The organism is Novosphingobium pokkalii, from assembly GCF_014652855.1.
Classification (GTDB): domain Bacteria; phylum Pseudomonadota; class Alphaproteobacteria; order Sphingomonadales; family Sphingomonadaceae; genus Novosphingobium; species Novosphingobium pokkalii.
The window spans coordinates 119,043-141,778 of sequence record NZ_BMZP01000007.1; the positions used below are offsets into that span (position 1 = coordinate 119,043).

Sequence of the window (22,736 nt, forward strand, 5' to 3'; positions counted from 1 at the left end):
TCTGTACATCGGTTTTTGGTAAAGTTGATGGCACCGTAGGCAGACCTACGGTGCCATGTTGCCAGTGTTCTACTACATTGGCGCACAGGGCCTCGAACCAAGCGCATTTCGCCCCCGGTTTGCCTAGGCCGAAAGCCTCGCCCGCCGCGTGAATGCCCCGTCGCGTACCCCGGAATGGCAAGCTAAGGGCAAATGCTCCGTAATCTGCCGTAAGCGGCTGCATCCGGCAAAGTCACCGGAGCGGCATAGAGCCATCCCCCACAACACCGTGTCTTGTGGAGATGGCCATGAAAGCCCCCAATCTTGTCGCCGGCTGCGCGATCCTTGCCCTGGCCCTGGCGAGTGCGGCCCACGCCGCGCCTGCCGGCGCTGCTGCCGAAAGCGTGGCGCCAGAGGCAGCGGAGCCGGCGCCATCCGAAGCCGCTGCGGCGACCGGGGCCGAGCCTGCCCGCAAGGTGGAAGTGTTCAGCACCGGCGTGGCCAAGGGTCGTGACCGGCTCGACAGCGCGATTTCCACCAGCGCGCTGCGCGGCGAGGATATCGTCCGGTTCGGGCCGCGTTCGGCCGGAGACGTGCTGCGCACGCTGCCGGGCCTGCGCGTGGAATCGGGCATTGGCGAGGGCAACAACAACTATACCGTGCGCGGCCTGCCGCTGGCCGCCGGTGGCTCGAAATACATGCAGATCCAGGAAGATGGCCTGCCGCTGCTGGAATTCGGCGATCTGTTCAACGCCGGGTCCGATGTCTATCTGCGCAACGATTTCAACGTGGCCGCGATCGAAGTGATCCGGGGCGGCTCGGCCTCCACCTTTGCTTCGGATTCTCCCGGCGGCCTGATCAACTTCATGTCCAAGACCGGGGACAATCCCGGCGGTGCGGTGCAGGTGTCGAGCGGGTTGAACTATGACGAAAAGCGCGTCGATTTCGATTACGGCGCGCGCCTTTCGGACAACCTGCGCTTTCACCTGGGCGGGTTCTACCGTTCGGGCGAGGGGCCGCGCCGCATCGGCATGACCGGCTGGCGCGGCGGGCAGGTGAAGTTCAACATCACCCGCAGCTTTGCCAATGGCTATATCCGGCTCTACGCCAAGCTGCTCGACGATCGCTCACCCACTTATGCACCCTATCCCGTGGCGATCAGCGGCACCAACGACAATCCGGTTTACACCAACCTGCCCAATTTCGACATTCGCCGCGATTCGGTGCTTTCGCCCTATCTCGGCCCGGTGGTGACGCTCGACAGCGCCAACCAGCCGGCCGCCTATCCCCTGGCTACCGGGCAGCATGCCGTGTCCAAGGCGCTGGGGCTGGAGGCGGAATTCGAGGTGGGCGGTTTCACCATCAGCGACAAACTGCGCTATGCCTCGAACTCGGGCGATTTCGATCGCGCGTTCAATTCCAGCATCAACACCGTGTCCGCCTTTGCCGCCGCGCATGGCGGGGCCGGGGCCACGGCGGCCTATGCCACCGGGCCGCGCGCGGGCCAGGCCATCGATGCCAGCGTCAACGGCAATGGCCTGCTCGCGCTCTATTACGTGTCCTATCTCCAGGTCCGCTCGCTCGACAATTTCACCAACGACCTGCGCGCCACGCGGGTGTGGAAAGTGGGCGGCGGCAACCTGACCACAACGCTGGGCGTCTATGCCGCCTCGCAGGCGCTCGACACCACCTGGCTGCACACCGCAATGGATATCGACGTGGCCGGGCGCGGGCAGACCGCGATGGTCAATGTGTTCAACAGCGCCGGTGTGGCGCAGACGCTCAACGGCTATTATGCCTTTGGTCGGGGGCGCTCGGGCCAGTTCCGCCGCTTGTTCGACGTGACCTATGGCGTGCTCGCGCCTTATGGCTCGATCAATTACCATATCGGCAAGCTGGCGATCGGCGGCAGCGTGCGGTTCGACAGCGGGCGGGTGCGCGGCTCGCTCTATGGGGCGGACCTGGGCGGCGGGCGCCTGGGCGTGACCAGCTATGACATGAACCGCGATGGCCAGATCACCGGGCCGGAAGCGGCCGTGGCCATGCTGCCGCTCACCCAGCCGGCGCCGGTGAACTACAACTACAGCTATGTCAGCTATTCCACCGGGGTGAACTATCGCGTGGCCGAACCGTTTTCGGTGTTCGCGCGCTATAGCCGGGGCGGGCGCGCCAATGCCGACAAGATCCTGTTCACGCCCCTGGTCGATACCGCCAGCGGCGCCGTCACCGATCCGCGCGGCAAGTATGATGCGGTGCGCCAGTTGGAAGGCGGCTTCAAGTTCCGCAAGGGCGGGATCACGCTCAACGTCACCGGCTTCACGGCCGATGCCGACGATCACAACGTGCTCAACGGATCGGCCAACCGCACCGACCGCACCTATCACGCCTCGGGCGTGGAGGTGGAAGGCGGGGTGGAGCGCGGCGTGTTCCGCCTGGCCTATGGCGCCACTTATACCAAGGCGCGCATCACCATCGATCGGCTGGACCCGACGCTGACCGGCAAGGAGCCGCGCCACCAGCCGACCTGGACGTTCAGCGCCACGCCGGAAGTCGATCTGGGCAAGGTGGCTGCCGGGGCAAGCCTGGTGACGATCACCTCCAGCTATGCGCAGGACAGCAACCTGCTGAAAATGCCGGGCTTCACCACCGTGAACGTGTTTGCCCAGGTGCGGCCGGCGAAAGGCGTCTACCTCACGTTCAATGTCAACAACCTGTTTGACGCGATGGGCATTTTTGAAGTGGCACAAAGCACCGTGCCGGCCAGTGGCCTGGGCTTTGCCCGCTCGATCACCGGGCGCACCCTGTCCACCTCGCTCGGGTTCAATTTCTGAAGCGCTTGCGCAGTGATATCGCGATATGATATCGCGATATCACTGTTGCGGAGCTTGTTCGTCGTGCGCACACTGGTCGATATTCCCGATGACGACATCGATCGGCTCGATGCCCTGGCCGCGCGCAGCGGCCGTTCGCGCGCGGCAGAGATCCGCGAGGCGGTGAGGGCGCACCTGCTGCGCAAATCGGGACAGGACTGGATCGCGCGCGGCGCCGGCTATTGGCAGGGTCGCAATGATCTGCCCGGTGACGGTCTATCTGGCGATCAGGCCTGATCGGGCGGCGATGTCCGATCCCATTTTCGATACCGGCATCGTGGCCGACTGGCTGGCCGGCAAACCCCAGGCGCGGGCCGAACTGCTGCGCTATCCGCGCCACCGCATCGCCCGCGTCACCTGGATCGAGCTCTGCGCCGCCGAGCCGATGGAAACGCGCGATCATGTCCGCGAATTAATCGCCCCGTTTGAAATCGTCGAGCTGGACGGGCGTATAGCCACGGCAGCGGCCGATCTGATCGCGCGCATGGGCCTCTCGCTGGCAGCAGCGGCGGTGCTGGCCACGGCGCAAGTCAGCGGGGCCATTCTGGTGACACGAAATACCAAGGATTTTCCGGCCATGATGCCGGGAATCCGCGTTCCCTACCAATCCTGAAGAAAGTCTGGGCCAAGATCGATGTGCGGAATTATCGGAATCGTCGGCAAGGATGAAGTCGCGGACCGGCTGGTCGATGGCCTGCGCCGCATGGAATATCGTGGCTATGACAGCGCCGGGGTGTGCACCGTGTTCGACGGGCACCTGGTGCGCCGCCGGGCCGAGGGCAAGCTGAACAACCTGGTCAAGGAACTGGCGGTCAACCCGGCGCCGGGCCTGATCGGCATTGCCCACACCCGCTGGGCCACCCATGGCGCGCCCACCACCAGCAATGCCCACCCCCACGCCACCGGCGAAGTGGCGCTGGTGCACAACGGCATCATCGAGAATTTCCGTCCCTTGCGCGAGGCTCTGATCGCGCGCGGCCGCAAGTTCGAAAGCGAGACCGATACCGAAGTGGTTGCCCACCTCGTGTCGGAACAGGTCGAGGCCGGCAGGTCTCCGGCCGAAGCGGTCAAGGCCGTGCTGCCGCAATTGCGCGGCGCCTTTGCGCTGGCCATTGCGTTTCGCCAGCATCCCGATCTGCTGATCGGCGCCCGGCTCGGTTCGCCGCTGGTGGTCGGCTTTGGTGACGGCGAAACCTATCTCGGCTCCGACGCGCTGGCGCTGGCGCCGCTGACGCAGAAGGTCTCCTACCTGGAAGAAGGCGACTGGGTGATCGTGCGCCGCGATGGCGTGGAGGTGTTCGACGTGGACAACAATCCCGTCGAGCGTCCGGTCGTCGCTTCGGGCGCCACCGCCGCCGCGATCGAGAAGGGCAACTATCGCCATTTCATGCAGAAGGAGATCTTCGAGCAGCCGATCGTGGTGGCGCAGACGCTGCGTTCCTACCTGCGTCGGGTGGAGCAGACCGTCTCGCTGCCGCAGATCGATTTCGACCTGGCCAGCATCAACCGCGTGACCATCGTGGCCTGCGGCACCAGCTATTACGCCGGGATGGTGGCGAAATACTGGTTCGAGCAGTTCGCCCGCCTGCCGGTGGACATCGATGTGGCCAGCGAATTCCGCTATCGCGATCCGGTGCTGGAGCCGGGCGGCCTGGCCCTGTTCATCTCGCAATCGGGCGAAACCGCCGATACCCTGGCGGCGCTGCGCCACTGCAAGGCGGCGGGGCAGACCATTGCCGTGGTGGTCAACGTGCCGACCAGCTCGATGGCGCGCGAGGCGGACTTGCTGCTGCCCACCCACGCCGGGCCGGAAATCGGCGTGGCTTCGACCAAGGCGTTTTCCTGCCAGCTCGCCGTGCTCGCCGCGCTGGCCGCGCACCTGGCGGTCAAGCGCGGGCGCCTGAGCCGCGAGGAAGAAGCGGTGATCGTCGACCAGCTTGCCGAGACGCCCGCCGCGCTCAACGCCGCGCTGTCGCACGACGAGGAAATCGCCGCGATGGCGCCGCTGATCGCCCCGGCGCGCGACGTGCTCTACCTCGGCCGTGGGCCGGACTATCCGCTGGCCCTGGAAGGCGCGCTCAAGCTCAAGGAAATCAGCTATATCCATGCCGAAGGCTATGCCTCGGGCGAAATGAAGCACGGCCCCATTGCCTTGATCGACGAGGCGGTGCCGGTGATCGTGCTCGCTCCGTCAGGGCCACTGTTTGAAAAAACCGTGTCCAACATGCAGGAAGTGCGCGCGCGCGGCGGCAAGATCGTGCTGATTTCCGACGCGGAGGGTCTCGCCGAAGCGGGCGAGGGCTGCCTCGCCACGATCGAGATGCCCAAGGTCCACCCTCTGATCGCGCCGCTGGTCTATGCCGTGCCGGTGCAATTGCTGGCCTATCACGTGGCCGTGGCCAAGGGGACCGACGTGGATCAGCCGCGCAATCTGGCCAAGAGCGTGACGGTGGAGTGATTGTGTGGGGGGCGGCTTAACATGCCCTCCCCCAGCCCCTCCCGCTCGCGGGAGGGGAGTTTCAAGGGATGCCCCTCCCGTTCCGGGAGGGGAGCAAAAAAAGACCCCGCAAAAGCGGGGGCTTCCTTAAGTCCCCCTCCCGCATGCGGGAGGGGTTAGGGGAGGGCATGTTCCCTCCCGATCAAGCCGAAACGTTCAGCCCGGCCAGCACGCCTTCAAACAGCTTGCGCCCATCGCTACCACCCTGCGCGGCTTCGATCATGCGTTCGGGGTGCGGCATCATGCCCAGCACGTTGCCCGCTTCGTTGAGCACGCCGGCAATGTCGCGCTGCGAACCGTTGACCGGCTCGGCATAGCGGAAGGCCACGCGGCCTTCGCCTTCCAGGCGGTCCAGCGTTTCGGCGTCGGCGAAATAGTTGCCGTCATGGTGCGCCACTGGAATAGTGATCACCTGGTCCTTGAAATAGCGCTGGGTGAACAGCGACTGGCTGTTTTCCACCTTCAGCGGCACTTCGCGGCAGACGAAGCGGATGCCGGCATTGCGCATCAGCGCGCCGGGCAGCAGGCCCGCTTCGGTCAGGATCTGGAAGCCATTGCACACGCCCAGCACCGGCACACCGCGCCCGGCGGCTTCGACCACGGCCTGCATGATCGGCGAACGCGCCGCCATGGCGCCCGAGCGCAGATAGTCGCCATAGGAAAACCCGCCGGGAACGGCGATGAAATCAAGGCCTTCGGGCAGGCTGGCATCGCCGTGCCACACGCGGTGCACCGTGCCGCCGCAGACCTCTTCCACTGCCACCGCCATGTCGCGGTCGCAGTTCGATCCGGGGAAGGTGATGACGGCGGAGGTGAACGGCATCAGGCGGCAACCTTTTCGATGCGATAGTTTTCGATGACCATGTTGGCCAGCAGCTTGCGGCACATCTCGTCCAGCGCTTCGTCGCTGGTGTCGTCGGCCACGTCCAGTTCGAACAGGCGCCCGGCGCGCACGTCCTTCACGCCGGCAAAGCCCAGCCCTTCCAGCGCATGGTGGATGGCGCGACCCTGCGGATCGAGCACTCCGTTCTTGAGGCTGACGTGGACACGGACCTTCATCGGCGGTGGGCCTTTCACAAAATAGGCAGATCGTGGGATCGGGACTCGCGGCCGCCTATGCCCCCGTCGGGCGCGAAGGGCAAGCCTTGCGCGTTCAAGACGGCGGCGCCGGCACGCCTTGCGGCAGCACCAGCACGGTCACCGCCTTGCCCGGCGCCAGCCAGCGCTGCGCCGCCGCCTGCACATCGGCCGGGGTCAGTGCCAGCAGCCGCGCGCGCAGCGCCTGGAACCGGGCGATGCGGTCAGGCTGCGATTGCGCGCGCAGGGCCAGGGACAGCCAGCCGCCATTGCCTTTCAGCGCATTGTCCACCCGCTCCAGCATCGGCGCGCGGGCGCGGGCAAACACGTCCGCCTCCACCGGGCGCTCGGCAAGCTCGGCCATGGTCTGGGCCAGCGCGGCGCGGGTGGCGGCCACGTCGGCCACGTCGACAGAGGCCTGCGCGGTGAACGTGCCCCATCCGGTCCAGACGTGCGACATGTCGCTCGACACGCTGGGCGAATAGGATTTGCCCAGCTTTTCGCGCACGGTGTCGAGCACTTCGATGCCCGCCACCTGCTCCAGCATGTCCATCGTCAGCGTCTGCACCGGATCGCGATCGTCGGTGGTCGGCCAGATCATCCGCACGATCGCCTGGTTGGCCGGGCCGTTGTGACGCACCACCTGCACGCCTGGCGCGGCGGCAAAGCGGCGCTGGCGTGACTCGGTCCAGGCGCCGAAGCGCGCCTCGCGCGCGGGCAGGGCGCCGAACGTGCGCGCCACGTCGGCAATCGCGGCGGCTTCGTCCACGTCACCCACCAGGGCGATTTCCACCGCGCCATGGGCCAGTCGCTCGTTGAGCAGCGGCTTCATTTGCGCAAAGGTCAACGCCTGGTAGGCTTGCGGCGGTTGCAGGGTAAAGCGCGGATCATGGCCCGACAGGATGCCGCCGAGCGCCGCGCCCAGTGCCGATCCCGGCGTGGCATCGCGCCGCGCGAAATAGTTGGCCATGCCCTGGTGAAACAGCTCCTCCGCCTCGGGTCGATAGCCGGGATCGGTGGCATAGGCGGCCATCAGTTGCAGTTGCAGCAAGAGATCGCGCGGCGTGGTCACCCCACCGGCCTCGAACACGTCGCCATTGGCACCAAAGGTGTTGCCCACGGCATGGCCCGCCAGCATGGTCTGCAACTGGTCCAGGCTATAGCGGCCCAGGCCCCCGGCCGGCACGCTGGAGGCCAGGTCCATCGCCAGCGGATTGTCCCGCGTTTCCAGCATCTCGCCGCCGTCGAGCGACAGGCGCACGAGAATGCGATCGGCCTCCAGCGCGGTGTGCTTGATGTTGAGCATCACGCCGTTGGCAAAGCGGATGCGGCGGATGCCGAGCGCGGCATCGGTGCTGTCGGCCACCACCGTGCCCGGCGTGCCGAAATCGGTATAGCCGAAGGCGGTGAGGGCACTGGCGCTGGTGGCGGGCAGCGGGGCGGCCATCGCGGCCTGCCAGGTGTGGCGCAGCGCGGCCGCGCCGCCGGCCGGGGCCTTGCGCCCCTGAAAGCGGATCAGCGGGTGGTCGAGCGGGACCGCCTCGCGGCGCAGCGCGGCCATCACGCTGGCGGGCGTGATCGTGGAAGCGAAGGCGTTGAACCGTGCCAGGCCACTGGCCGGCGTGGTCGGCACCATGTCGTCATGCAGCAGGGACAGCGCCAGGTTGACCAGGGCGCCATTGCTGCGCGTGTTTTCTGCGGCGGCGCCGTTTTCGATGCCGGTGCGCACGTTCGCCACCTGCTCGTCCACTTCGGCCTGGGTAAAGCCCCTGGCCATCGCTTCGCGCCACACGGTGGCCGCCGCGCTCAACCCGCGCGCCCAGCCGCCGTCCACGGTATCGACGATCAGGTTGGTGGTGCGGCCGATCTTGAACACGTCGCTGGTGCCGAAACCGGCACCGCGAAATGGCGCATCGACGCGGCGCGACAGGGTCTGGAAGCGGCGGTTGACAATGCCATAGCCGATCTGGCGCAGCAGGTTTTCGCGCCGGTTGGCGATGGTGTCGGGCTCGTCCAGCCAGCGGCCATGGCGCGCCACGGTCACCCGTTCGGCCAGCGCCGGATTGGTCCACACGTCGGTCTGGCTCTTCTGGCCCGGCAGCACTTTGCCCTGGTCCGGGCGCGCCGGGGCGGGGGCCGCCCGCCAATCGCCAAAGCGCGCGGCGATGGCCTGTTCCACCTTGGCCGGATCGACATCGCCGATCACCACCAGCGTGGTCTTGGCGGGCACGTAATGGCGCTGCCAGAAATCCTTGAGGCCCTGCGCCGTCGCGGCGTCGATCGTCGCCACCGTGCCGATCGGCAGGCGCTGGGGATAGGTCGCCCTCGGATAGAAGAACGCGAGCTGGTCGTGGAAATTGTCGAGCGCATAGCCCCGGCCATCGCGCAGTTCCGACAGCACCACGCCGCGTTCGCGCGCGACGGCTTCGGGCGAAAACGTCAACTCGCTGGCCGTCTCGCGCATCAGCATCAGCGCGGTATCGATCAGGTCGGCATCGTTGCGCGGCAGATCGAGCATGTAGGTGGTCTGCTCGAAACTGGTCTGGGCATTGGTATCGGCGCCAAAGGCCAGGCCCTTGCGCTCCAGCAGGCGGACCATTTCGCCTTCGGGCACATGGGTGCTGCCGTTGAAGGCCATGTGCTCCACGAAATGGGCAAAGCCGCGTTCGCGCGCCGTCTCGTCGAGCGATCCGGTCGCCACGTCCAGCCGCACCTGCACCGTACCCTTGGGCAGGGCGTTGGCGACGATCACCGTGCGCATGCCATTGGCCAGGCGGCCAAAGCGGAAGCGCGGATCGGGCGGCAGATCGGATTTTTCAAAGGCCCAGGTGGGTGCCGCGTTTGCCGGTTGGAGCAGCGCGCCGGCGGGATGGTTCAGCCCGGCGCAGGCGCTCAGCAGCAGCGCGGCGGCAAGGGGCAGGAGGCGGAATGCAGCCGTGCGGGGGGCAGTCATGGCCAGTGGGTTAGCCGCGATCTTCGTGCCGCCGCAAGCGTTTATCGTGGCCGCTCCGGGCAAGCGAAAGGGCCGGCGAATCGCTTCGCCGGCCCTTCGCGCAGCGTGGTGCTGGCGCTTACTTCTTGGAACGCAGCTTGCGGTGCGCGCCCAAGTCGAGCACTTCGCTCGGCCCGTCGTTGTCGAGCAGGCCCAGGCGGCGCGCCACTTCCTGATAGGCTTCTTCCTCGCCACCCAGGTCACGGCGGAAGCGGTCCTTGTCCAGCTTTTCGCCGGTGACCATGTCCCACAGGCGGCAGCCATCGGGGCTGATTTCGTCGGCCAGGATCACGCGGCTGTAATCGCCGTCCCAGATGCGGCCGAATTCCAGCTTGAAGTCCACCAGGCGGATGTTGATCGCCGCGAACATGCCGACCAGGAAGTCGTTCACGCGGATCGCCATCGAGGAAATGTCCTGCATTTCCTCGTTGCTGGCCCAGCCGAAGCAGGCGATGTGCTCTTCGGCGATCATCGGATCGCCCAGCGCATCGTCCTTGTAGTAGTATTCGATCAGGGTGTGGGGCAGCGGCTCGCCTTCGGGAATGCCCAGGCGCTTGGAGATCGAGCCGGCGGCCACGTTGCGGACGACCACTTCGATCGGCACGATTTCCACCTGGCGCACCAGTTGCTCGCGCATGTTGAGGCGGCGGATGAAGTGCGTGGGGATGCCGATGTGCGCCAGGCGCGTGAACACATACTCGCTGATGCGGTTGTTGATCACGCCCTTGCCGTTGATGGTTCCGCGCTTCTGCGCGTTGAACGCGGTGGCATCATCCTTGAAATATTGGATGAGCGTACCCGGCTCGGGACCTTCGTAAAGGATCTTGGCCTTGCCTTCGTAGATCTGGCGGCGACGCGACATGCGGCTTCTTCCTGCACGGCGGGGGCGATTCGGCCCGCCCCCATGGAAAAACAAGAAACCCCGGCAAACGAGGGAGCCGCATGGCGACTGCATCGTGTGGGCCGGGGCATTCCCCATCGCCCATATGCGAAAACGCGCGGAAACGCAAACGCTGGCCGAGCGTTCGGCATAACCGAACATTTGATGCAATCTTATCGCCCTATCTTGAAAGCCCGTTTGGCGGCACAAGCAGGGCAGACGGCGCGGCTCCTTCGCCCCGCCACCCGGTTTCTCCATTTTTATCAAGGATGATGTGTGATGAGCAAGGTTCTGGTTCTCTACTATTCCAGCTATGGCCACATCGAAACCATGGCCCACGCGATTGCCGAAGGCGCCCGCGAAACCGGCGCCACGGTGGACGTGAAGCGCGTGCCCGAAACTGCCCCGCTCGAAGTGGCGCAGGCCGCGCATTTCAAGCTGGACCAGGCCGCCCCGGTGGCAACCGTGGCCGAACTGGCCGACTATGACGCGATCATCGTCGGCACCGGCACGCGCTTTGGCCGCCTCAGCTCGCAGATGGCTGCGTTCCTCGACCAGGCCGGCGGCCTCTGGGCCAAAGGCGCGCTCAACGGCAAGGTCGGCGCGGCGTTCACCTCCACGGCCAGCCAGCACGGCGGCCAGGAAACCACGCTGTTCTCGATCCTGACCAACCTGCTGCATTTCGGCATGACCATCGTCGGCCTCGACTATGGCTTCCAGGGCCAGCTCACGCTCGATGCCGTGCACGGCGGCGCGCCTTATGGCGCCACCACGCTGGCCGGCGGCGACGGCAGCCGCCAGCCGAGCGAGATCGAACTCGACGGCGCGCGCTACCTCGGCCGCCGCGTGGCCAACACGGCCAACAAGCTGTTCGGCTGATCGCGCTGCGATGACGCATGATGGAGCGGTGCCGGGTGCAAACCCGGCACCGCTTCATTGCATATGGGCAATACAGCATGCCAAAACGGTATGTGGCAGCGGACGGGGCGATCGGCTAGCGCAGGGTTTAATCGTTTTGCTCTCACCCGGAGACCCGCCGATGTCGCGCGCCGCCACGCTTGCCCTGCTCGAAACCTATTACGCCGCGTTCAATGCCGGGGACTGGGATGGGATGCTGGCGTGCCTGGCGGATGATGTCGCGCACGATATCAACCAGGGCAGCCGCCAGGTCGGCAAGGATACTTTCGCCGCGTTCCTTGGGCACATGGAGCGCTGCTACAAGGAGCGGCTGGAAGACATCGTACTGATGGCCAGCGAGGATGGCAGCCGCGCCGCCGCCGAATTCGTCGTCCATGGCACCTATCTCACCACCGACGAGGGCCTGCCCGAAGCGCAGGGGCAGACCTATGTGCTGCCGGCCGGTGCCTTCCTCGCCATTGCCGACGGCAAGATCGCGCGCCTGACGATGTATTACAACCTGGCCGACTGGACCGCGCAAGTGGTGGGCGAATGACCATCCACGTCCGCCCGCTCGGCGGCGCGGAAGTGACCGCCGCGCTCGACGATCTGGCGGCCCTGCGCATCGCGGTCTTTGCCGCCTGGCCCTATCTCTATGACGGAGACCGGGAATACGAGGAGCGCTACCTCGCCGAATATGCCGCTGCACCGGGCGCCGTGCTGGTCGCCGCGTTCGATGGCGCCCGGATCGTCGGCGCGGCCACGGCCGCGCCGATGCAGCACCAGAAGGCCGAATTCCGCGCGCCGTTCGCAGCGCGCGGGATCGACACGGCCCGGCTGTTCTATTTCGGCGAAAGCGTGTTGCTGCCCGAATACCGCGGCCACGGCATCGGCCATGCCTTTTTCGATCACCGCGAGCAGGCCGCCCGCGCCGCCGGGGCGGATGCCGCCTGCTTTGCCGCCGTGATCCGCCCCGCCGATCATCCCCTGCGCCCGGCCGGCTATCGCCCGCTCGATGCGTTCTGGCAGGGGCGCGGCTATGCCCTGATCCCCGGCCTCGTCACCGATCTGGCGTGGAAAGAGCATGGCGAGGCGGACGAAAGCCCCAAGCCGATGCAATACTGGCGCAAGACGCTCTCCTGAAAGAAAGCCTGCCATGCCGCGCTTCACCGTTGCCGCCGCGCAATATCCGATCGATCGCCTGGCCGACTGGGCTGCCTATAAAGCCAAGCTGACGAGCTGGGTGGAACAGGCCGTGGCCGGGGGCGCCGCGCTGCTGGTCTTTCCCGAATATGGCGCGATGGAACTGGCCAGCCTTGATCCCGCGACGATGGCCGATCTGGCCGGATCGATCGACACGGTTTCCGCGCTGCTGCCCCGCGTCGATGCGCTGCACGCGCGCCTGGCGCAGGCCCATGGCGTGCATATCCTGGCCGCCAGCGCCCCCCGCCGCGATGGCGATGGGCGGGTGCGCAACGCCGCGCGCCTGTTTTCCCCCGGCGGTGCCATGGTCACGCAGGACAAGCTGATCATGACCCGGTTCGAGCGGGAGGAATGGTTCATCACCGGGGGCGAGGCGCTGCGCGTGTTCGATACCGCGCTGGGCCGCCTGGCGATCCTGATCTGCTATGACAGCGAATTTCCCCTGCTGGCCCGCGCGGCGGTGGAAGCGGGCGCGCAAGTCCTGCTGGTGCCAAGCTGCACCGACACGCTGCACGGCTATTGGCGGGTGCGCCTGGGCAGCCAGGCCCGTGCGCTGGAGGGGCAGTGCTTCGTGGTTCAGGCCCCCACGGTGGGCGAGGCGGCCTGGTCCCCTGCTGTCGACGTCAACCGGGGCGCGGCGGGCGTCTATGGTCCGCCCGATGCCGCACCGGCTGGCGGCGGCATGCCGGCCGATGGCGTGCTCGCGCTGGGCGAGGAAGGCCTTGGCCAATGGGTCTTTGCCACGATCGACACGGCCCAGGTCGACGGCCTGCGCGCCGATGGCGGCGTCTTGCTGGTGCGCCACTGGGCCGAACAGCCCGGCGCTGTCGCTTTGCCACCGGTGGACGTGATCTCGCTGCGCTAAGCAGCGTGGAGACATTTCATGGTCGATTACGCCCACTTGCGGACGAGGAATTTTGCCGTTCAACGTCAAAGCGGGACCCCGGATCAAGTCCGGGGTGACGTTAAAGCACTAAGATAAAAAACTTTCTCGTCGCCCCGGGCTTGATCCGGGGCCCCGCTCAGTGGCTTGAGTCTTGGCCGCTTTCCACCAATGTCCGTCTATGGAGTTCTAACTCGCGGGTAACGGCAGGATCGTTCGAAATTGCCCAACCTCCACCGTCGCCCCGTGCTTGACACGGGGCTTGGCTATTTTGCGATCTCGCCTTGCGATGCAGCCACTGGATACCACCGGTCCCATAGATGGAGCTAATCGGGGTTGTCCGCCTCAATCGCGGTCCGCCATGATGGTGACCCAGCCGCCCTTTTCCATTGTGCCAGCATGCCAAAGGCAAGGCCGCAAGGAAAGCCAAGCCCCGTGTCAAGCACGGGGCGACGGGTAACCTGTTTGACAGGGCGGCTCCCCACCAATTTCGGCCACGCCAAGCGCCTCAGGCGTCGTCCGCGATGCATGGTCATGATCCTGTCGCAAAGCCGGGCCAGGGCGCCCTTGGTATTGGCACAAGGAAGAACTCCATGACTGTTTCGCGCCGTTCGATCCTGGCCATGGGGGCCAGCGCGGCCATGCTGCCCGGCGCGCGCGCCCTGGCCGGCACCTTGGCCAAGGGCCATGGTCGCCACCCCCGGCCTGCGCATCCGCTCGTGCTGGGCCATCGCGGCGCCTGCGCGCATCGCCCGGAACATACGCTGGCGTCGTATCAGCGTGCGGTGGCCGACGGCGCCGATTTCATCGAGCCGGACCTGGTGCCTACCCGCGACGGCGTGCTGGTTTCGCGCCACGAGCCGAACATTGCCGAGACCACCGATGTTGCCGCCCATCCCGAATTCGCCGCGCGCAAGACCACCAAGGTGATCGATGGCGAGCGGCAGGAAGGCTGGTTCGTCGAGGATTTCACCCTGGCCGAACTCAAGACCCTGCGCGCCAAGGAGCGTCTCGGCGCCTTGCGCCCTGAAAGCATGGCGTTCGATGGCCAGTTCCCGGTGCTGACCTTTGATGAGATCGTCGCCTTTGCCGCCAAGGCTGCCCAGGGGCGCCGCCGGCCCTTGGGCATCATTCCCGAAATCAAGCATTCCACCTATTTCCACAGCCTGGGCCACGACATGGAGGCCAAGCTGATCGCCGCCATCCGCGCCCATCCCTGGCTGCAACAGGCGCCGGTGATCGTGCAGTCGTTCGAGGTAGAGAACCTCAAGCGCCTGCGCCCGGCCCTGGCGCGCTGGCGCAACATCGCGCTGATGCAACTGGCCGACGAGCCGGACAAGCGTCCGGGCGACGTGCTGGCGGCGGGCGGCGCGCTGACGTATGCGCAGATGCTGTCGGCCCCCGGCCTCGCCGAAGTGGCCCTTTATGCCGACTGGATCGCACCCTGGAGCCGCACCCTGATGGCCGTGGCGCCCGACGGCCGGCTGGCGCCGCCCCAGCCGATCATTGCCGACGCGCACCGCGTCGGTCTGCTGGTGGGCGCCTATACGTTCCGCCCGGAGCCGCAATTCCTGCCGCCGGCCCTGCGCCAGTGCGGCGCTGCGCTGCGCTGCGAGAGCGGCAGCATGGCCGAGATTCGCGCCTACCTTGCCGCCGGGCTCGATGGCTTCTTTACCGATGATCCCGGCCTTGGCCGCCGCGCGGTGGACGGGGCCTGATCGCGGCGGACAAATTCGGCGATCCCCGGCGGCGTAAGCCTTCGTGCTGGACTTTTTGCAATGCAGCGTATTTTATTGCGGTGCGACGGGCATCGCGGATACGCCATCTTGCAGGGCGGCCACGGCGTTGTGCGCGCAGGGATCATGTGGAAGGGAATGCGGTGAGCCAGCCATCCGTGCTGTTCGTTTGCCTGGGCAATATCTGCCGGTCTCCGCTGGCGGAGGCGGCTTTCCGGGCCGAAGCGGTCAAGGCGGGCCTGGCCGTCACGATCGATTCGGCCGGCACCGGCGGCTGGCATGCCGGCAACCCGCCCGATCCGCGCGCGCAGGCCGTGGCGTTGCAGCACGGCATCGATATCTCGCGCTACCGCGCCCGGCAGGTGACCGAGGAAGACTTCACCCGCTTCGGCCAGATCTACGCGCTCGATTCGCAGAACCTGCAAGACCTCAAGCGCATGGCCCCGCGCCGCACGCTGGCGCGCATGGGCTTGCTGATGGACCTGGTGCCGGGCCGGGAAGGGCAGGCGGTGATCGACCCCTATTACGGCGACGAGCAGGATTTTCTCGAAGCCTGGGATGATGTCAGCGAAGCGGCCCGCCGCCTGGTCGCCAGGATGCTGCGCTGAGCGGCGCGATAGCCGTTTATCCCTCTTGATTTGCGCCCCGAAACGCACGAAAGCACCGGCCATGCCCGCACGTATCTATCAGCGCCCGAAGAACGCCATGCAGTCCGGCAAGGCCCGGACCGCCGACTGGCTCCTGGAATTCGCCCCGGCAGAGGCCAAGCGCCCCGATCCCCTGATGGGGTGGGCCGGTTCCGGCGACACCCAGCAGCAAGTCGTGCTCAAGTTCGAGAGCGAAGCCGATGCGCGCGCCTATGCCGACAAGTACGGCATTGCCGTGCATGTCACGCCCACGCCGCCGCGCCGCCTCAAGCTGCAAAGCTACGCCGACAATTTCCGTTGATACCGGCTGCCGGCGCTTGCAATCGGCGCGCGCCGGCGCCATAGGGCGCTCCGGGAGTCGGGCGGACGTTTGCGTTCGCCAACCTGGTCAGGTCCGGAAGGAAGCAGCCACAACGGATTGCGGCGGGTCGCCCGGCTCCTTCATCGATGCTCTTGCGATCGATGCGTTGATCATCACGGTTTCAGCCTTGCTGGCCTGATGCTTTCATCCGCTCTCGCGCCGCGTGCCGAGAGCCCGTGGCCGGAACCAGTCCCGCCACTTTGCCCAGCCCGAAGGCGGGCATGTCCACATAGACCGTTTCGCTGTTGCCGGCTGGAACCACATAGGTTTCATGGAAGATGCCCACCGCGCCGGGGCGCTGCAGCACCGCATGGTTGAACGCGCGCCAGGCGGGCCAATGCGTCTGTTCCGGGGCGCGGGCATAGGCTTCCAGGCTGTCGAAATCACGCCAGTATTGCACCAGCATCACCGTGCGAAAGCCACGCAGCATCGGCTCATAGCCCAGAAAACCGCTATCGGGCGCGGCAGAGAGTTCCGCCAGCATCGGCCCCATGGCGCGGATCACCGGCAGCCAGGCACCGACCGCGCGAAAGCGGTTGATCCGCATGCCGATCAGGAAGACGACCAGCGGCGCGCTGGTCTGGGCGGTGACGCGGCCGGGCTGGATCGTGCTCATGATCAAGGCCTAGCAAATCGACAATGGTGCGCAAGCTTGCGGGAAACCGAGCCACCCCCTTCGACATTTGCAGCCATTGCGCCTACCTAGGGGCGCGATGGCCGATTCAACCGACATGTTTGGGCACGAACCCGAAACCCCCGATGCCCCGCCGATCGCGGCAGCGCCCAGCGCGGCTGACCTCGAAGCGGCCGGGCAGGGGGCCATGTTCGGCGATCCCGCGCCAGCGCCTGCTGCGCCGGCCTCACCTGCGCCGGCCCCATCCGCGCCTGCCGCCGCCCCGGCGCAGCCCTATCGCGTGCTCGCGCGCAAGTATCGGCCGCAGACCTTTTCCGCGCTGATCGGCCAGGAAGCCATGGTGCAGACCCTGGCCAACGCGATCCGTCGCGATCGCCTGGCGCATGCCTTCCTGATGACCGGCGTGCGCGGGGTGGGCAAGACCAGCACTGCGCGCCTGATTGCCAAGGCGCTCAACTGCATCGGGCCAGACGGGCAGGGCGGCCCGACGATCGACCCTTGCGGCCAGTGCGAGCCGTGCCTGGCGATTGCCGAAGGGCGCCATATCGACGTGATCGAAATGGACGCGGCCAGCCACACCGGCGTGGACGACGTGCGCGAGATCATCGAGGCGGTGCGCTATGCCGCCGTTTCGGCGCGCTACAAGATCTACATCATCGACGAAGTGCACATGCTCTCGCGCAATGCGTTCAACGCCTTGCTCAAGACGCTGGAAGAGCCGCCGGCGCATGTGAAGTTCCTGTTCGCCACCACCGAGGTGGACAAGTTGCCGGTGACGGTGCTGTCGCGCTGCCAGCGGTTTGACTTGCGCCGCATTCCCACCGCGCTGCTGGCCGATCACTTCGCCCACGTGTGCAAGGCCGAAGGGGTTGAGGCCGAGGCCGAAGCGCTGGCCATGGTCGCGGCGGCAGCCGAAGGTTCGGCCCGCGATGGCCTGTCGATCCTCGACCAGGCGATCAGCCACGCCGATCTGGCCGGCAGCGGCGAGGGTGGGGCGATCCACGTCACCGCCGGGCAAGTGCAGGACATGCTCGGCCTCGCCGACAAGACGCTGCAACGCCGCCTGTTTGCCGCCATGCTCAAGGGCGATGGCGCCGCGCTGCTGGGCGAAGTGGCGCATCAATATGCCCTGGGGATCGAGCCGGTGGCGATGCTGCGCGCGCAGCTCGATCTGGTGCACAAGGTGACAGTCACCCAGATCAGCGGGCCGGAAGGCGAGGCGCGCTCGCCCGAGGAAGCCGCCGCGCTGCAAGGCTGGGCCGGCGAGCTTTCGGCCGGGCAGCTTCATCGCCTGTGGCAATTGCTGCTCAAGGGGCATGACGAGGTCAAGACCGCGCCCGATCCGCTGGTGGCCGCACAGATGGCCCTGCTGCGCGTGCTGCACGCGGCCGAGATGCCCGATCCCGGCGGCCTGGTGCGCAAGCTGGAAGAGATGCTGGCGCAAGGCCCGGCGCTGGCAGCGGCCGCGATGGCGGCGGCGCCGGCGGCCGATGGCGGGGCGCCTGCTGCGGCCATGGCGCCCACCGGCATTGCCATGGACTGGCAGGCGCTGGTCGAGCAGGTGGAGGAACTTTCGCCGCTTACCGGCGCGACGATGCGCCTGTCGGTGCGCCTGATCGAACTGCGCATGGGCACCTTGCGCTACCAGCTCGCCCCCGGTCTGCCGGGCGATCCCACGCCTGATATCAAGAAAGCGCTGCAAAACATCACTGGCCAGGCCTGGCTGGTGGAGCGCCTCGATGGCACCGCAGCCGAAGGCGCGCAGCCCAGCCTGGTGGAAGCCAAGGCCGCCCTGGAAGCGCAGGCCGATGCCGCGATGCGCGCCGATCCGCTGGTGCGCGCTGCGCTGGAGGCCTTCCCCGGCGCTGAAATTCTTGACGAATCCAACCCCGCCACGTCCGAACGCCGGCCGTGGTCGCCTGCGCGGAGCAGACAAGCATGAAGTCCATGGAAGAAATGATCCAGGCGGCGCAGAAGGCCGCCGAAACCATCCAGAAGCAGATGGAGGATGCCCAGGGCCGCCTCGACGCCATCGAGGTGGAGGGTGCCGCCGGCGGTGGCCTGGTCCGGATCAAGGCCTCGGCCAAGGGGCGCGTGATCGGCGTGGCGATCGACGACAGCCTGCTGGTGCCGGCTGACAAGGGCATTCTCGAAGACCTGGTCGCCGCCGCGTTCAACGATGCGCGGGCCAAGGCTGATGCCGCTGCCGGTGAAGAGATGCAGAAGGTGCAGATGGCCGCCGGGATTCCGCCGGGCTTCAAGCTGCCGTTCTGATCGGCGGTACCATCTTTCCAGAATGCCGTTGTTGCGCCATGGCCGGTGACCCTGCACGTCCACTCGTTCAGGGTCCAGTCATGGTGACACCGCCTACGGGGACGTGATGATCGTATTGCTTGCTGCTGCCTTGGCGGGGACCACGCCGATTGAAGACGGCGCGCCGCTGAAGCCGGCGACGAACGATGCCGGCGTGGCTGCTGCCGCGCCGGCTTCCGCTCCCGCGCGTGCGCCGGACGGCGAGGTGCTGCCGCCGATCGTGCTGCCCGTGCCTGCTCCCGCTGCGGCCGGGCAAGTGGCCGGCCAGCCTGCGAGCCCGTCTGCCGCAGACGAGCAACCGGCCGAGGAAGGCGGCATTGTCGTCAATGCCCGGCGCGGACCGCCTCCGGGAGACCCGGTGATCGCGCTCAACAAGGTGACGTTCGCCGCCACCCAGGCGGTGGACCGCGCGGTGATCGAGCCGGCGGCCAAGGCCTATGGCAAGAATATTCCCTATCCCATCCGCGCCGGCCTGCGCCACTTCTTCACCAACCTGACCGAGCCGGTCGTCGCGCTCAACTTCCTGCTCCAGCTCAAGCCGGGCAAGGCCGCCGAAACGCTGGGCCGCTTTGCCCTCAATTCCACGGTCGGCATCGGCGGCTTGCTCGATGTGGCCGTGGCCAAGCCGTTCAAGTTGCCCTATCGCCGCAACGGCTTTGCCAATACCATGGCGTATTACGGCGTCGGGCCGGGGCCGTTCCTGTTCGTGCCGCTGGTCGGCCCGACGACTTTGCGCGACGTGATCGGCCTCGGCCTCGATCGGGCGTTCCTGCCCGCGATCGTCGGCGGCCCGCTGCGCAGCCCCTATTACGTCACCGGCAGCTTCGTGGTGCGCTCGCTCAACGATCGCCTCGACGATGATCGCCGCATCCAGGCGATGCGCAAGTCGGGCGATCCCTACCTGGCCACCAAGGAAGCCTATCTCGCTGCGCGCCAGGCCCAGATCGACGAGCTGAAAGGCCGCAAGCCCAAGCCTGCACCAGCCCAGATCGCGCCCACGCCGGCCCCCGCGCCCGCACCATCGGCGGCGGAGCCTGCCCGCGCGCCTGACGGACAGGTGTTGCCGCCGATCGTCCTGCCCGCACCGGCAGCCTCGGCAACCAGCACCCCCGTGCCGGCCCCCGCCGCGCCCTGAGCTAGGCGGGGCGGGCGCACCGGTCCGGTTCGCAGTAGCAAATCGCAAAAAAGTCCGGAAAGCCCTCAAATCGGGCAATCCCCAACCGTCTTGCCGCTTGGGCATTGCGAGGCGGCGCCTTGCACCCCATATCTGCGGTAAGCCCTGCCGGTTTTGGGTTCTGTGCGGCAGGTGGGACGGACATTTGCACTTATGACTTTGTATCCCCTGCTGCCCTTGCGCGACATCGTGGTTTTCCCCGGCATGGTCGTGCCGCTGTTTGTCGGTCGTGAAAAATCCGTAGCTGCGCTGGAAACGGCGATGGCCGGGTCGAAGGACATCTTCCTGCTGGCCCAGCTCGATCCCGGCTGCGACGATCCCGATCGCGACGATCTCTATGAAACCGGCGTGATCGCCACGGTCCTGCAACTGCTCAAGCTGCCCGACGGCACCGTTCGCGTGCTGGTCGAAGGCAACCAGCGTGCGCAGCTCAAGGCGCTCAATGCGCAAGACACCAGCCATGGCGACATGCTGATGGCCGAGGTCGAGCCGATCGAACCCGCTGCCGTCACCGGCACCGAAGTTTCGGCCATGATGCGCTCGGTGGTCGATCAGTTCGCCGAATATGCCAAGCTTTCCAAGAAGCTGCCGCAGGATGCCGGGCAGCAGCTCGGCGATATCGAAGATGCCGGCAAGCTTGCCGATGCGGTCGCGGCCAACCTTGCCGCCAAAGTGGCCGACAAGCAGGCCGTCCTGTCGGAAAGCGACGCGCTCAAGCGCCTGGAAATGGTGCTGTCGTTCATGGAAGGCGAACTGGGCGTGCTCCAGGTGGAGCGCAAGATCCGTGGCCGCGTGAAGCGCCAGATGGAAAAGACCCAGCGCGAATATTACCTCAACGAACAGTTGAAGGCGATCCAGTCCGAGCTGGGCGGTGGCGATGGCGAAGAAGCCAACGAGATCCAGGAGCTTCAGGAAAAGATCGACCGCCTCAAGCTGTCGAAGGAAGCCCGCGCCAAGGCCCATGCCGAGCTGAAGAAGCTCAAGACCATGCAGCCGATGAGCGCCGAAGCGACGGTCATCCGCAACTATCTCGACGTGCTGCTGGGCCTGCCCTGGGGCAAGCGCTCCAAGCTCAAGAAAGACATTCCGGGCGCGCAGGCGATCCTGGATGCCGATCACTATGCGCTCGACAAGGTCAAGGATCGCATTGTCGAATACCTGGCCGTGCAGGCGCGCACCAACAAGCTCAAGGGGCCGATCCTGTGCCTCGTCGGCCCGCCGGGCGTGGGCAAGACCTCGCTCGGCAAGTCGATCGCCAAGGCCACCGGGCGCCAGTTCATCCGCCAGTCGCTGGGCGGCGTGCGCGACGAGGCCGAGATTCGCGGCCACCGCCGCACCTATATCGGCTCGCTGCCGGGCAAGATCGTGACCAACCTGCGCAAGGCCGGCACATCCAACCCGCTGTTCCTGCTCGATGAAATCGACAAGCTCGGCCAGGATTTCCGGGGTGATCCGGCTTCGGCCCTGCTCGAGGTGCTCGATCCCGAACAGAACGCCAAGTTCCAGGATCACTACCTGGAGCTGGACATCGACCTGTCCGACGTGATGTTCGTGTGCACGGCCAACAGCCTCAACCTGCCGCAGCCGCTGCTCGATCGCATGGAGATCATCCGCCTCGAAGGCTATACCGAGGACGAGAAGGTCGAGATCGCCGAGCGCCATCTGGTCGACAAGCAGGTGGAAGCCCATGGCCTGCGCAAGGGCGAATTCACCCTGACGCAACCCGCGCTGCGCGACCTGATCCGGTATTACACCCGCGAAGCCGGCGTGCGCACGCTGGAGCGCGAAGTGGCCCGCCTGGCGCGCAAGTCGTTGCGCAACATCCTGGAAGGCAAGGACAAGAGCGTGACGATCACGCCCGAAAACCTGGCCGACTTTGCCGGTGTGCGCAAATACCGCCATGGCGTTTCCGACGAGGAGAACCAGGTTGGCGCGGTCACCGGTCTGGCCTGGACCGAAGTGGGCGGCGAACTGCTGACGATCGAAAGCGTCACGGTGCCGGGCAAGGGTGCGGTGCGCACGACCGGCAAGCTGGGCGAAGTGATGAGCGAAAGCGTCCAGATGGCGTTCAGCTTCGTCAAGGCGCGCAGCCCGGCCTATGGCATCAAGCCGTCGATCTTCCAGCGCAAGGATTTGCACATCCACTTGCCCGAAGGCGCCGTGCCCAAGGACGGGCCGAGCGCGGGCATCGGCATGGTCACCGCCATGGTTTCCACGCTCACCGGCATTCCCGTGCGGGCCGATGTGGCGATGACCGGGGAAGTGACGCTGCGCGGCCGTGTCCTGGCGATCGGCGGGCTCAAGGAAAAGCTGCTGGCGGCGCTGCGCGGCGGCATCAAGACGGTGCTGATCCCCGAGGAGAACCGCAAGGATCTGGCCGAAATCCCGGCCAATATCCGCGAGGGGCTGGAGATCGTCCCGGTCAGCCATGTCGATGAAGTGCTGGCCCGTGCGCTGGTCGCGCCGGTCGAGGCAATCGAGTGGACCGAGGCGGATGACCTGGCGACCCAGCCTGCGGCCGGAGCGCTGGGCAGTGGTGGGCAGACTGCCCCCACCGCTCATTGATAACGTCTGATTTACCGTAGTTTGACGG

Annotated in this window: 20 protein-coding genes and 1 other RNA gene; 16 read left to right on the forward strand and 5 right to left on the reverse strand. The window is 66.6% G+C overall.

Going from position 1 to position 22,736, the window contains the following annotated elements; all coding sequences use genetic code 11:
* Positions 1-287 precede the first annotated feature (287 nt).
* The 4 genes from IE191_RS09380 to glmS all read left to right on the forward strand — a co-directional run bounded on the left by IE191_RS09380 (position 288) and on the right by glmS (position 5,307).
* Entirely contained in the window at positions 288-2,810 is a 2,523-nt protein-coding gene (locus IE191_RS09380) for a TonB-dependent receptor domain-containing protein (RefSeq protein ID WP_191324109.1), read from the forward strand.
* A 63-nt stretch (positions 2,811-2,873) separates the two neighbouring features.
* Positions 2,874-3,086 (forward strand): ribbon-helix-helix protein, CopG family, encoded by a 213-nt coding sequence (locus IE191_RS09385; protein WP_191324230.1) that lies wholly within the window; start codon positions 2,874-2,876, stop codon positions 3,084-3,086.
* Between the two features lie 10 nt (positions 3,087-3,096).
* On the forward strand, positions 3,097-3,462 hold the full coding sequence (locus tag IE191_RS09390) for a PIN domain-containing protein (protein ID WP_191324110.1): 366 nt from the start codon (positions 3,097-3,099) through the stop codon (positions 3,460-3,462).
* Between the two features lie 21 nt (positions 3,463-3,483).
* Positions 3,484-5,307 (forward strand): glutamine--fructose-6-phosphate transaminase (isomerizing), encoded by a 1,824-nt coding sequence (gene glmS, locus IE191_RS09395; protein ID WP_191324111.1) that lies wholly within the window; start codon positions 3,484-3,486, stop codon positions 5,305-5,307.
* A 181-nt stretch (positions 5,308-5,488) separates the two neighbouring features.
* Here glmS and purQ read toward each other — a convergent pair whose 3' ends face one another.
* The 4 genes from purQ to purC all read right to left on the reverse strand — a co-directional run bounded on the left by purQ (position 5,489) and on the right by purC (position 10,277).
* The gene (gene purQ, locus IE191_RS09400; protein ID WP_169475929.1) at positions 5,489-6,169 is read right to left on the reverse strand and encodes a phosphoribosylformylglycinamidine synthase subunit PurQ; all 681 of its coding nucleotides are present in this window, start codon (positions 6,167-6,169) and stop codon (positions 5,489-5,491) included.
* Positions 6,169-6,405 carry a phosphoribosylformylglycinamidine synthase subunit PurS gene (gene purS / locus IE191_RS09405; RefSeq protein ID WP_110762703.1) on the reverse strand — a complete coding sequence of 79 codons (237 nt, stop codon included), beginning with the start codon at positions 6,403-6,405 and terminating at the stop codon, positions 6,169-6,171. Before purS ends, purQ begins: the two co-directional genes overlap by 1 nt.
* Positions 6,406-6,499: 94 nt before the next feature.
* The gene (locus tag IE191_RS09410) at positions 6,500-9,376 is read right to left on the reverse strand and encodes a M16 family metallopeptidase (RefSeq protein WP_191324112.1); all 2,877 of its coding nucleotides are present in this window, start codon (positions 9,374-9,376) and stop codon (positions 6,500-6,502) included.
* A 118-nt stretch (positions 9,377-9,494) separates the two neighbouring features.
* Positions 9,495-10,277, reverse strand: a complete 783-nt coding sequence (gene purC / locus IE191_RS09415; RefSeq protein WP_022677345.1) for a phosphoribosylaminoimidazolesuccinocarboxamide synthase — start codon at positions 10,275-10,277, stop codon at positions 9,495-9,497.
* Positions 10,278-10,574: 297 nt separating this feature from the next.
* On the opposite strand from purC, the gene wrbA reads away from it, so the two are divergent.
* From wrbA to ffs, 8 genes are all read left to right on the forward strand, one after another.
* Positions 10,575-11,174 (forward strand): NAD(P)H:quinone oxidoreductase, encoded by a 600-nt coding sequence (gene wrbA, locus IE191_RS09420; RefSeq protein ID WP_191324113.1) that lies wholly within the window; start codon positions 10,575-10,577, stop codon positions 11,172-11,174.
* Between the two features lie 160 nt (positions 11,175-11,334).
* The gene (locus IE191_RS09425; RefSeq protein ID WP_191324114.1) at positions 11,335-11,748 is read left to right on the forward strand and encodes a ketosteroid isomerase-related protein; all 414 of its coding nucleotides are present in this window, start codon (positions 11,335-11,337) and stop codon (positions 11,746-11,748) included.
* Positions 11,745-12,335: a GNAT family N-acetyltransferase gene (locus IE191_RS09430; protein ID WP_191324115.1), complete on the forward strand. Its 591-nt coding sequence runs from the start codon at positions 11,745-11,747 to the stop codon at positions 12,333-12,335. The genes IE191_RS09425 and IE191_RS09430 overlap by 4 nt, the downstream gene beginning before the upstream one ends.
* A 13-nt stretch (positions 12,336-12,348) precedes the next feature.
* Positions 12,349-13,260 (forward strand): carbon-nitrogen hydrolase family protein, encoded by a 912-nt coding sequence (locus tag IE191_RS09435; RefSeq protein ID WP_191324116.1) that lies wholly within the window; start codon positions 12,349-12,351, stop codon positions 13,258-13,260.
* 611 nt (positions 13,261-13,871) lie between these two features.
* Complete coding sequence (locus IE191_RS09440; RefSeq protein WP_191324117.1) at positions 13,872-14,996, forward strand: glycerophosphodiester phosphodiesterase family protein; 1,125 nt, start codon at positions 13,872-13,874, stop codon at positions 14,994-14,996.
* Between the two features lie 161 nt (positions 14,997-15,157).
* Complete coding sequence (locus IE191_RS09445; protein ID WP_191324118.1) at positions 15,158-15,622, forward strand: low molecular weight protein-tyrosine-phosphatase; 465 nt, start codon at positions 15,158-15,160, stop codon at positions 15,620-15,622.
* 61 nt (positions 15,623-15,683) lie between these two features.
* Complete coding sequence (locus tag IE191_RS09450) at positions 15,684-15,962, forward strand: ETC complex I subunit (RefSeq protein ID WP_191324119.1); 279 nt, start codon at positions 15,684-15,686, stop codon at positions 15,960-15,962.
* A 50-nt stretch (positions 15,963-16,012) separates the two neighbouring features.
* Positions 16,013-16,107: signal recognition particle sRNA small type (gene ffs, locus IE191_RS09455), an RNA gene on the forward strand.
* Positions 16,108-16,143: 36 nt separating this feature from the next.
* Here ffs and IE191_RS09460 read toward each other — a convergent pair.
* A complete protein-coding gene (locus tag IE191_RS09460; RefSeq protein ID WP_191324120.1) occupies positions 16,144-16,638 on the reverse strand; it encodes a DUF4188 domain-containing protein in 495 nt (164 codons plus the stop codon).
* Between the two features lie 97 nt (positions 16,639-16,735).
* On the opposite strand from IE191_RS09460, the gene IE191_RS09465 reads away from it, so the two are divergent.
* The 4 genes from IE191_RS09465 to lon all read left to right on the forward strand — a co-directional run bounded on the left by IE191_RS09465 (position 16,736) and on the right by lon (position 22,708).
* Positions 16,736-18,598 carry a DNA polymerase III subunit gamma/tau gene (locus IE191_RS09465; protein WP_373299276.1) on the forward strand — a complete coding sequence of 621 codons (1,863 nt, stop codon included), beginning with the start codon at positions 16,736-16,738 and terminating at the stop codon, positions 18,596-18,598.
* Positions 18,595-18,930: a YbaB/EbfC family nucleoid-associated protein gene (locus IE191_RS09470; RefSeq protein WP_191324121.1), complete on the forward strand. Its 336-nt coding sequence runs from the start codon at positions 18,595-18,597 to the stop codon at positions 18,928-18,930. Before IE191_RS09465 ends, IE191_RS09470 begins: the two co-directional genes overlap by 4 nt.
* Positions 18,931-19,036: 106 nt before the next feature.
* The gene (locus IE191_RS09475) at positions 19,037-20,104 is read left to right on the forward strand and encodes an MlaA family lipoprotein (RefSeq protein ID WP_191324122.1); all 1,068 of its coding nucleotides are present in this window, start codon (positions 19,037-19,039) and stop codon (positions 20,102-20,104) included.
* 192 nt (positions 20,105-20,296) lie between these two features.
* Positions 20,297-22,708, forward strand: a complete 2,412-nt coding sequence (gene lon / locus IE191_RS09480; RefSeq protein WP_191324123.1) for an endopeptidase La — start codon at positions 20,297-20,299, stop codon at positions 22,706-22,708.
* The last annotated feature ends 28 nt before the right edge of the window (positions 22,709-22,736 follow it).

Bases quoted from the DNA above. Each gene is read 5' to 3' on its own strand.
- purC (WP_022677345.1), bottom strand. From the start codon at position 10,277: ATGTCGCGTCGCCGCCAGATCTACGAAGGCAAGGCCAAGATCCTTTAC.
- IE191_RS09390 (WP_191324110.1), top strand. From the start codon at position 3,097: ATGTCCGATCCCATTTTCGATACCGGCATCGTGGCCGACTGGCTGGCC.
- IE191_RS09450 (WP_191324119.1), top strand. From the start codon at position 15,684: ATGCCCGCACGTATCTATCAGCGCCCGAAGAACGCCATGCAGTCCGGC.
- IE191_RS09465 (WP_373299276.1), top strand. From the start codon at position 16,736: ATGGCCGATTCAACCGACATGTTTGGGCACGAACCCGAAACCCCCGAT.
- IE191_RS09470 (WP_191324121.1), top strand. From the start codon at position 18,595: ATGAAGTCCATGGAAGAAATGATCCAGGCGGCGCAGAAGGCCGCCGAA.
- IE191_RS09475 (WP_191324122.1), top strand. From the start codon at position 19,037: ATGATCGTATTGCTTGCTGCTGCCTTGGCGGGGACCACGCCGATTGAA.
- glmS (WP_191324111.1), top strand. From the start codon at position 3,484: ATGTGCGGAATTATCGGAATCGTCGGCAAGGATGAAGTCGCGGACCGG.
- IE191_RS09435 (WP_191324116.1), top strand. From the start codon at position 12,349: ATGCCGCGCTTCACCGTTGCCGCCGCGCAATATCCGATCGATCGCCTG.
- purS (WP_110762703.1), bottom strand. From the start codon at position 6,405: ATGAAGGTCCGTGTCCACGTCAGCCTCAAGAACGGAGTGCTCGATCCG.
- purQ (WP_169475929.1), bottom strand. From the start codon at position 6,169: ATGCCGTTCACCTCCGCCGTCATCACCTTCCCCGGATCGAACTGCGAC.
- lon (WP_191324123.1), top strand. From the start codon at position 20,297: ATGACTTTGTATCCCCTGCTGCCCTTGCGCGACATCGTGGTTTTCCCC.
- wrbA (WP_191324113.1), top strand. From the start codon at position 10,575: ATGAGCAAGGTTCTGGTTCTCTACTATTCCAGCTATGGCCACATCGAA.
- IE191_RS09380 (WP_191324109.1), top strand. From the start codon at position 288: ATGAAAGCCCCCAATCTTGTCGCCGGCTGCGCGATCCTTGCCCTGGCC.
- IE191_RS09460 (WP_191324120.1), bottom strand. From the start codon at position 16,638: ATGAGCACGATCCAGCCCGGCCGCGTCACCGCCCAGACCAGCGCGCCG.
- IE191_RS09440 (WP_191324117.1), top strand. From the start codon at position 13,872: ATGACTGTTTCGCGCCGTTCGATCCTGGCCATGGGGGCCAGCGCGGCC.
- IE191_RS09425 (WP_191324114.1), top strand. From the start codon at position 11,335: ATGTCGCGCGCCGCCACGCTTGCCCTGCTCGAAACCTATTACGCCGCG.
- IE191_RS09430 (WP_191324115.1), top strand. From the start codon at position 11,745: ATGACCATCCACGTCCGCCCGCTCGGCGGCGCGGAAGTGACCGCCGCG.
- IE191_RS09410 (WP_191324112.1), bottom strand. From the start codon at position 9,376: ATGACTGCCCCCCGCACGGCTGCATTCCGCCTCCTGCCCCTTGCCGCC.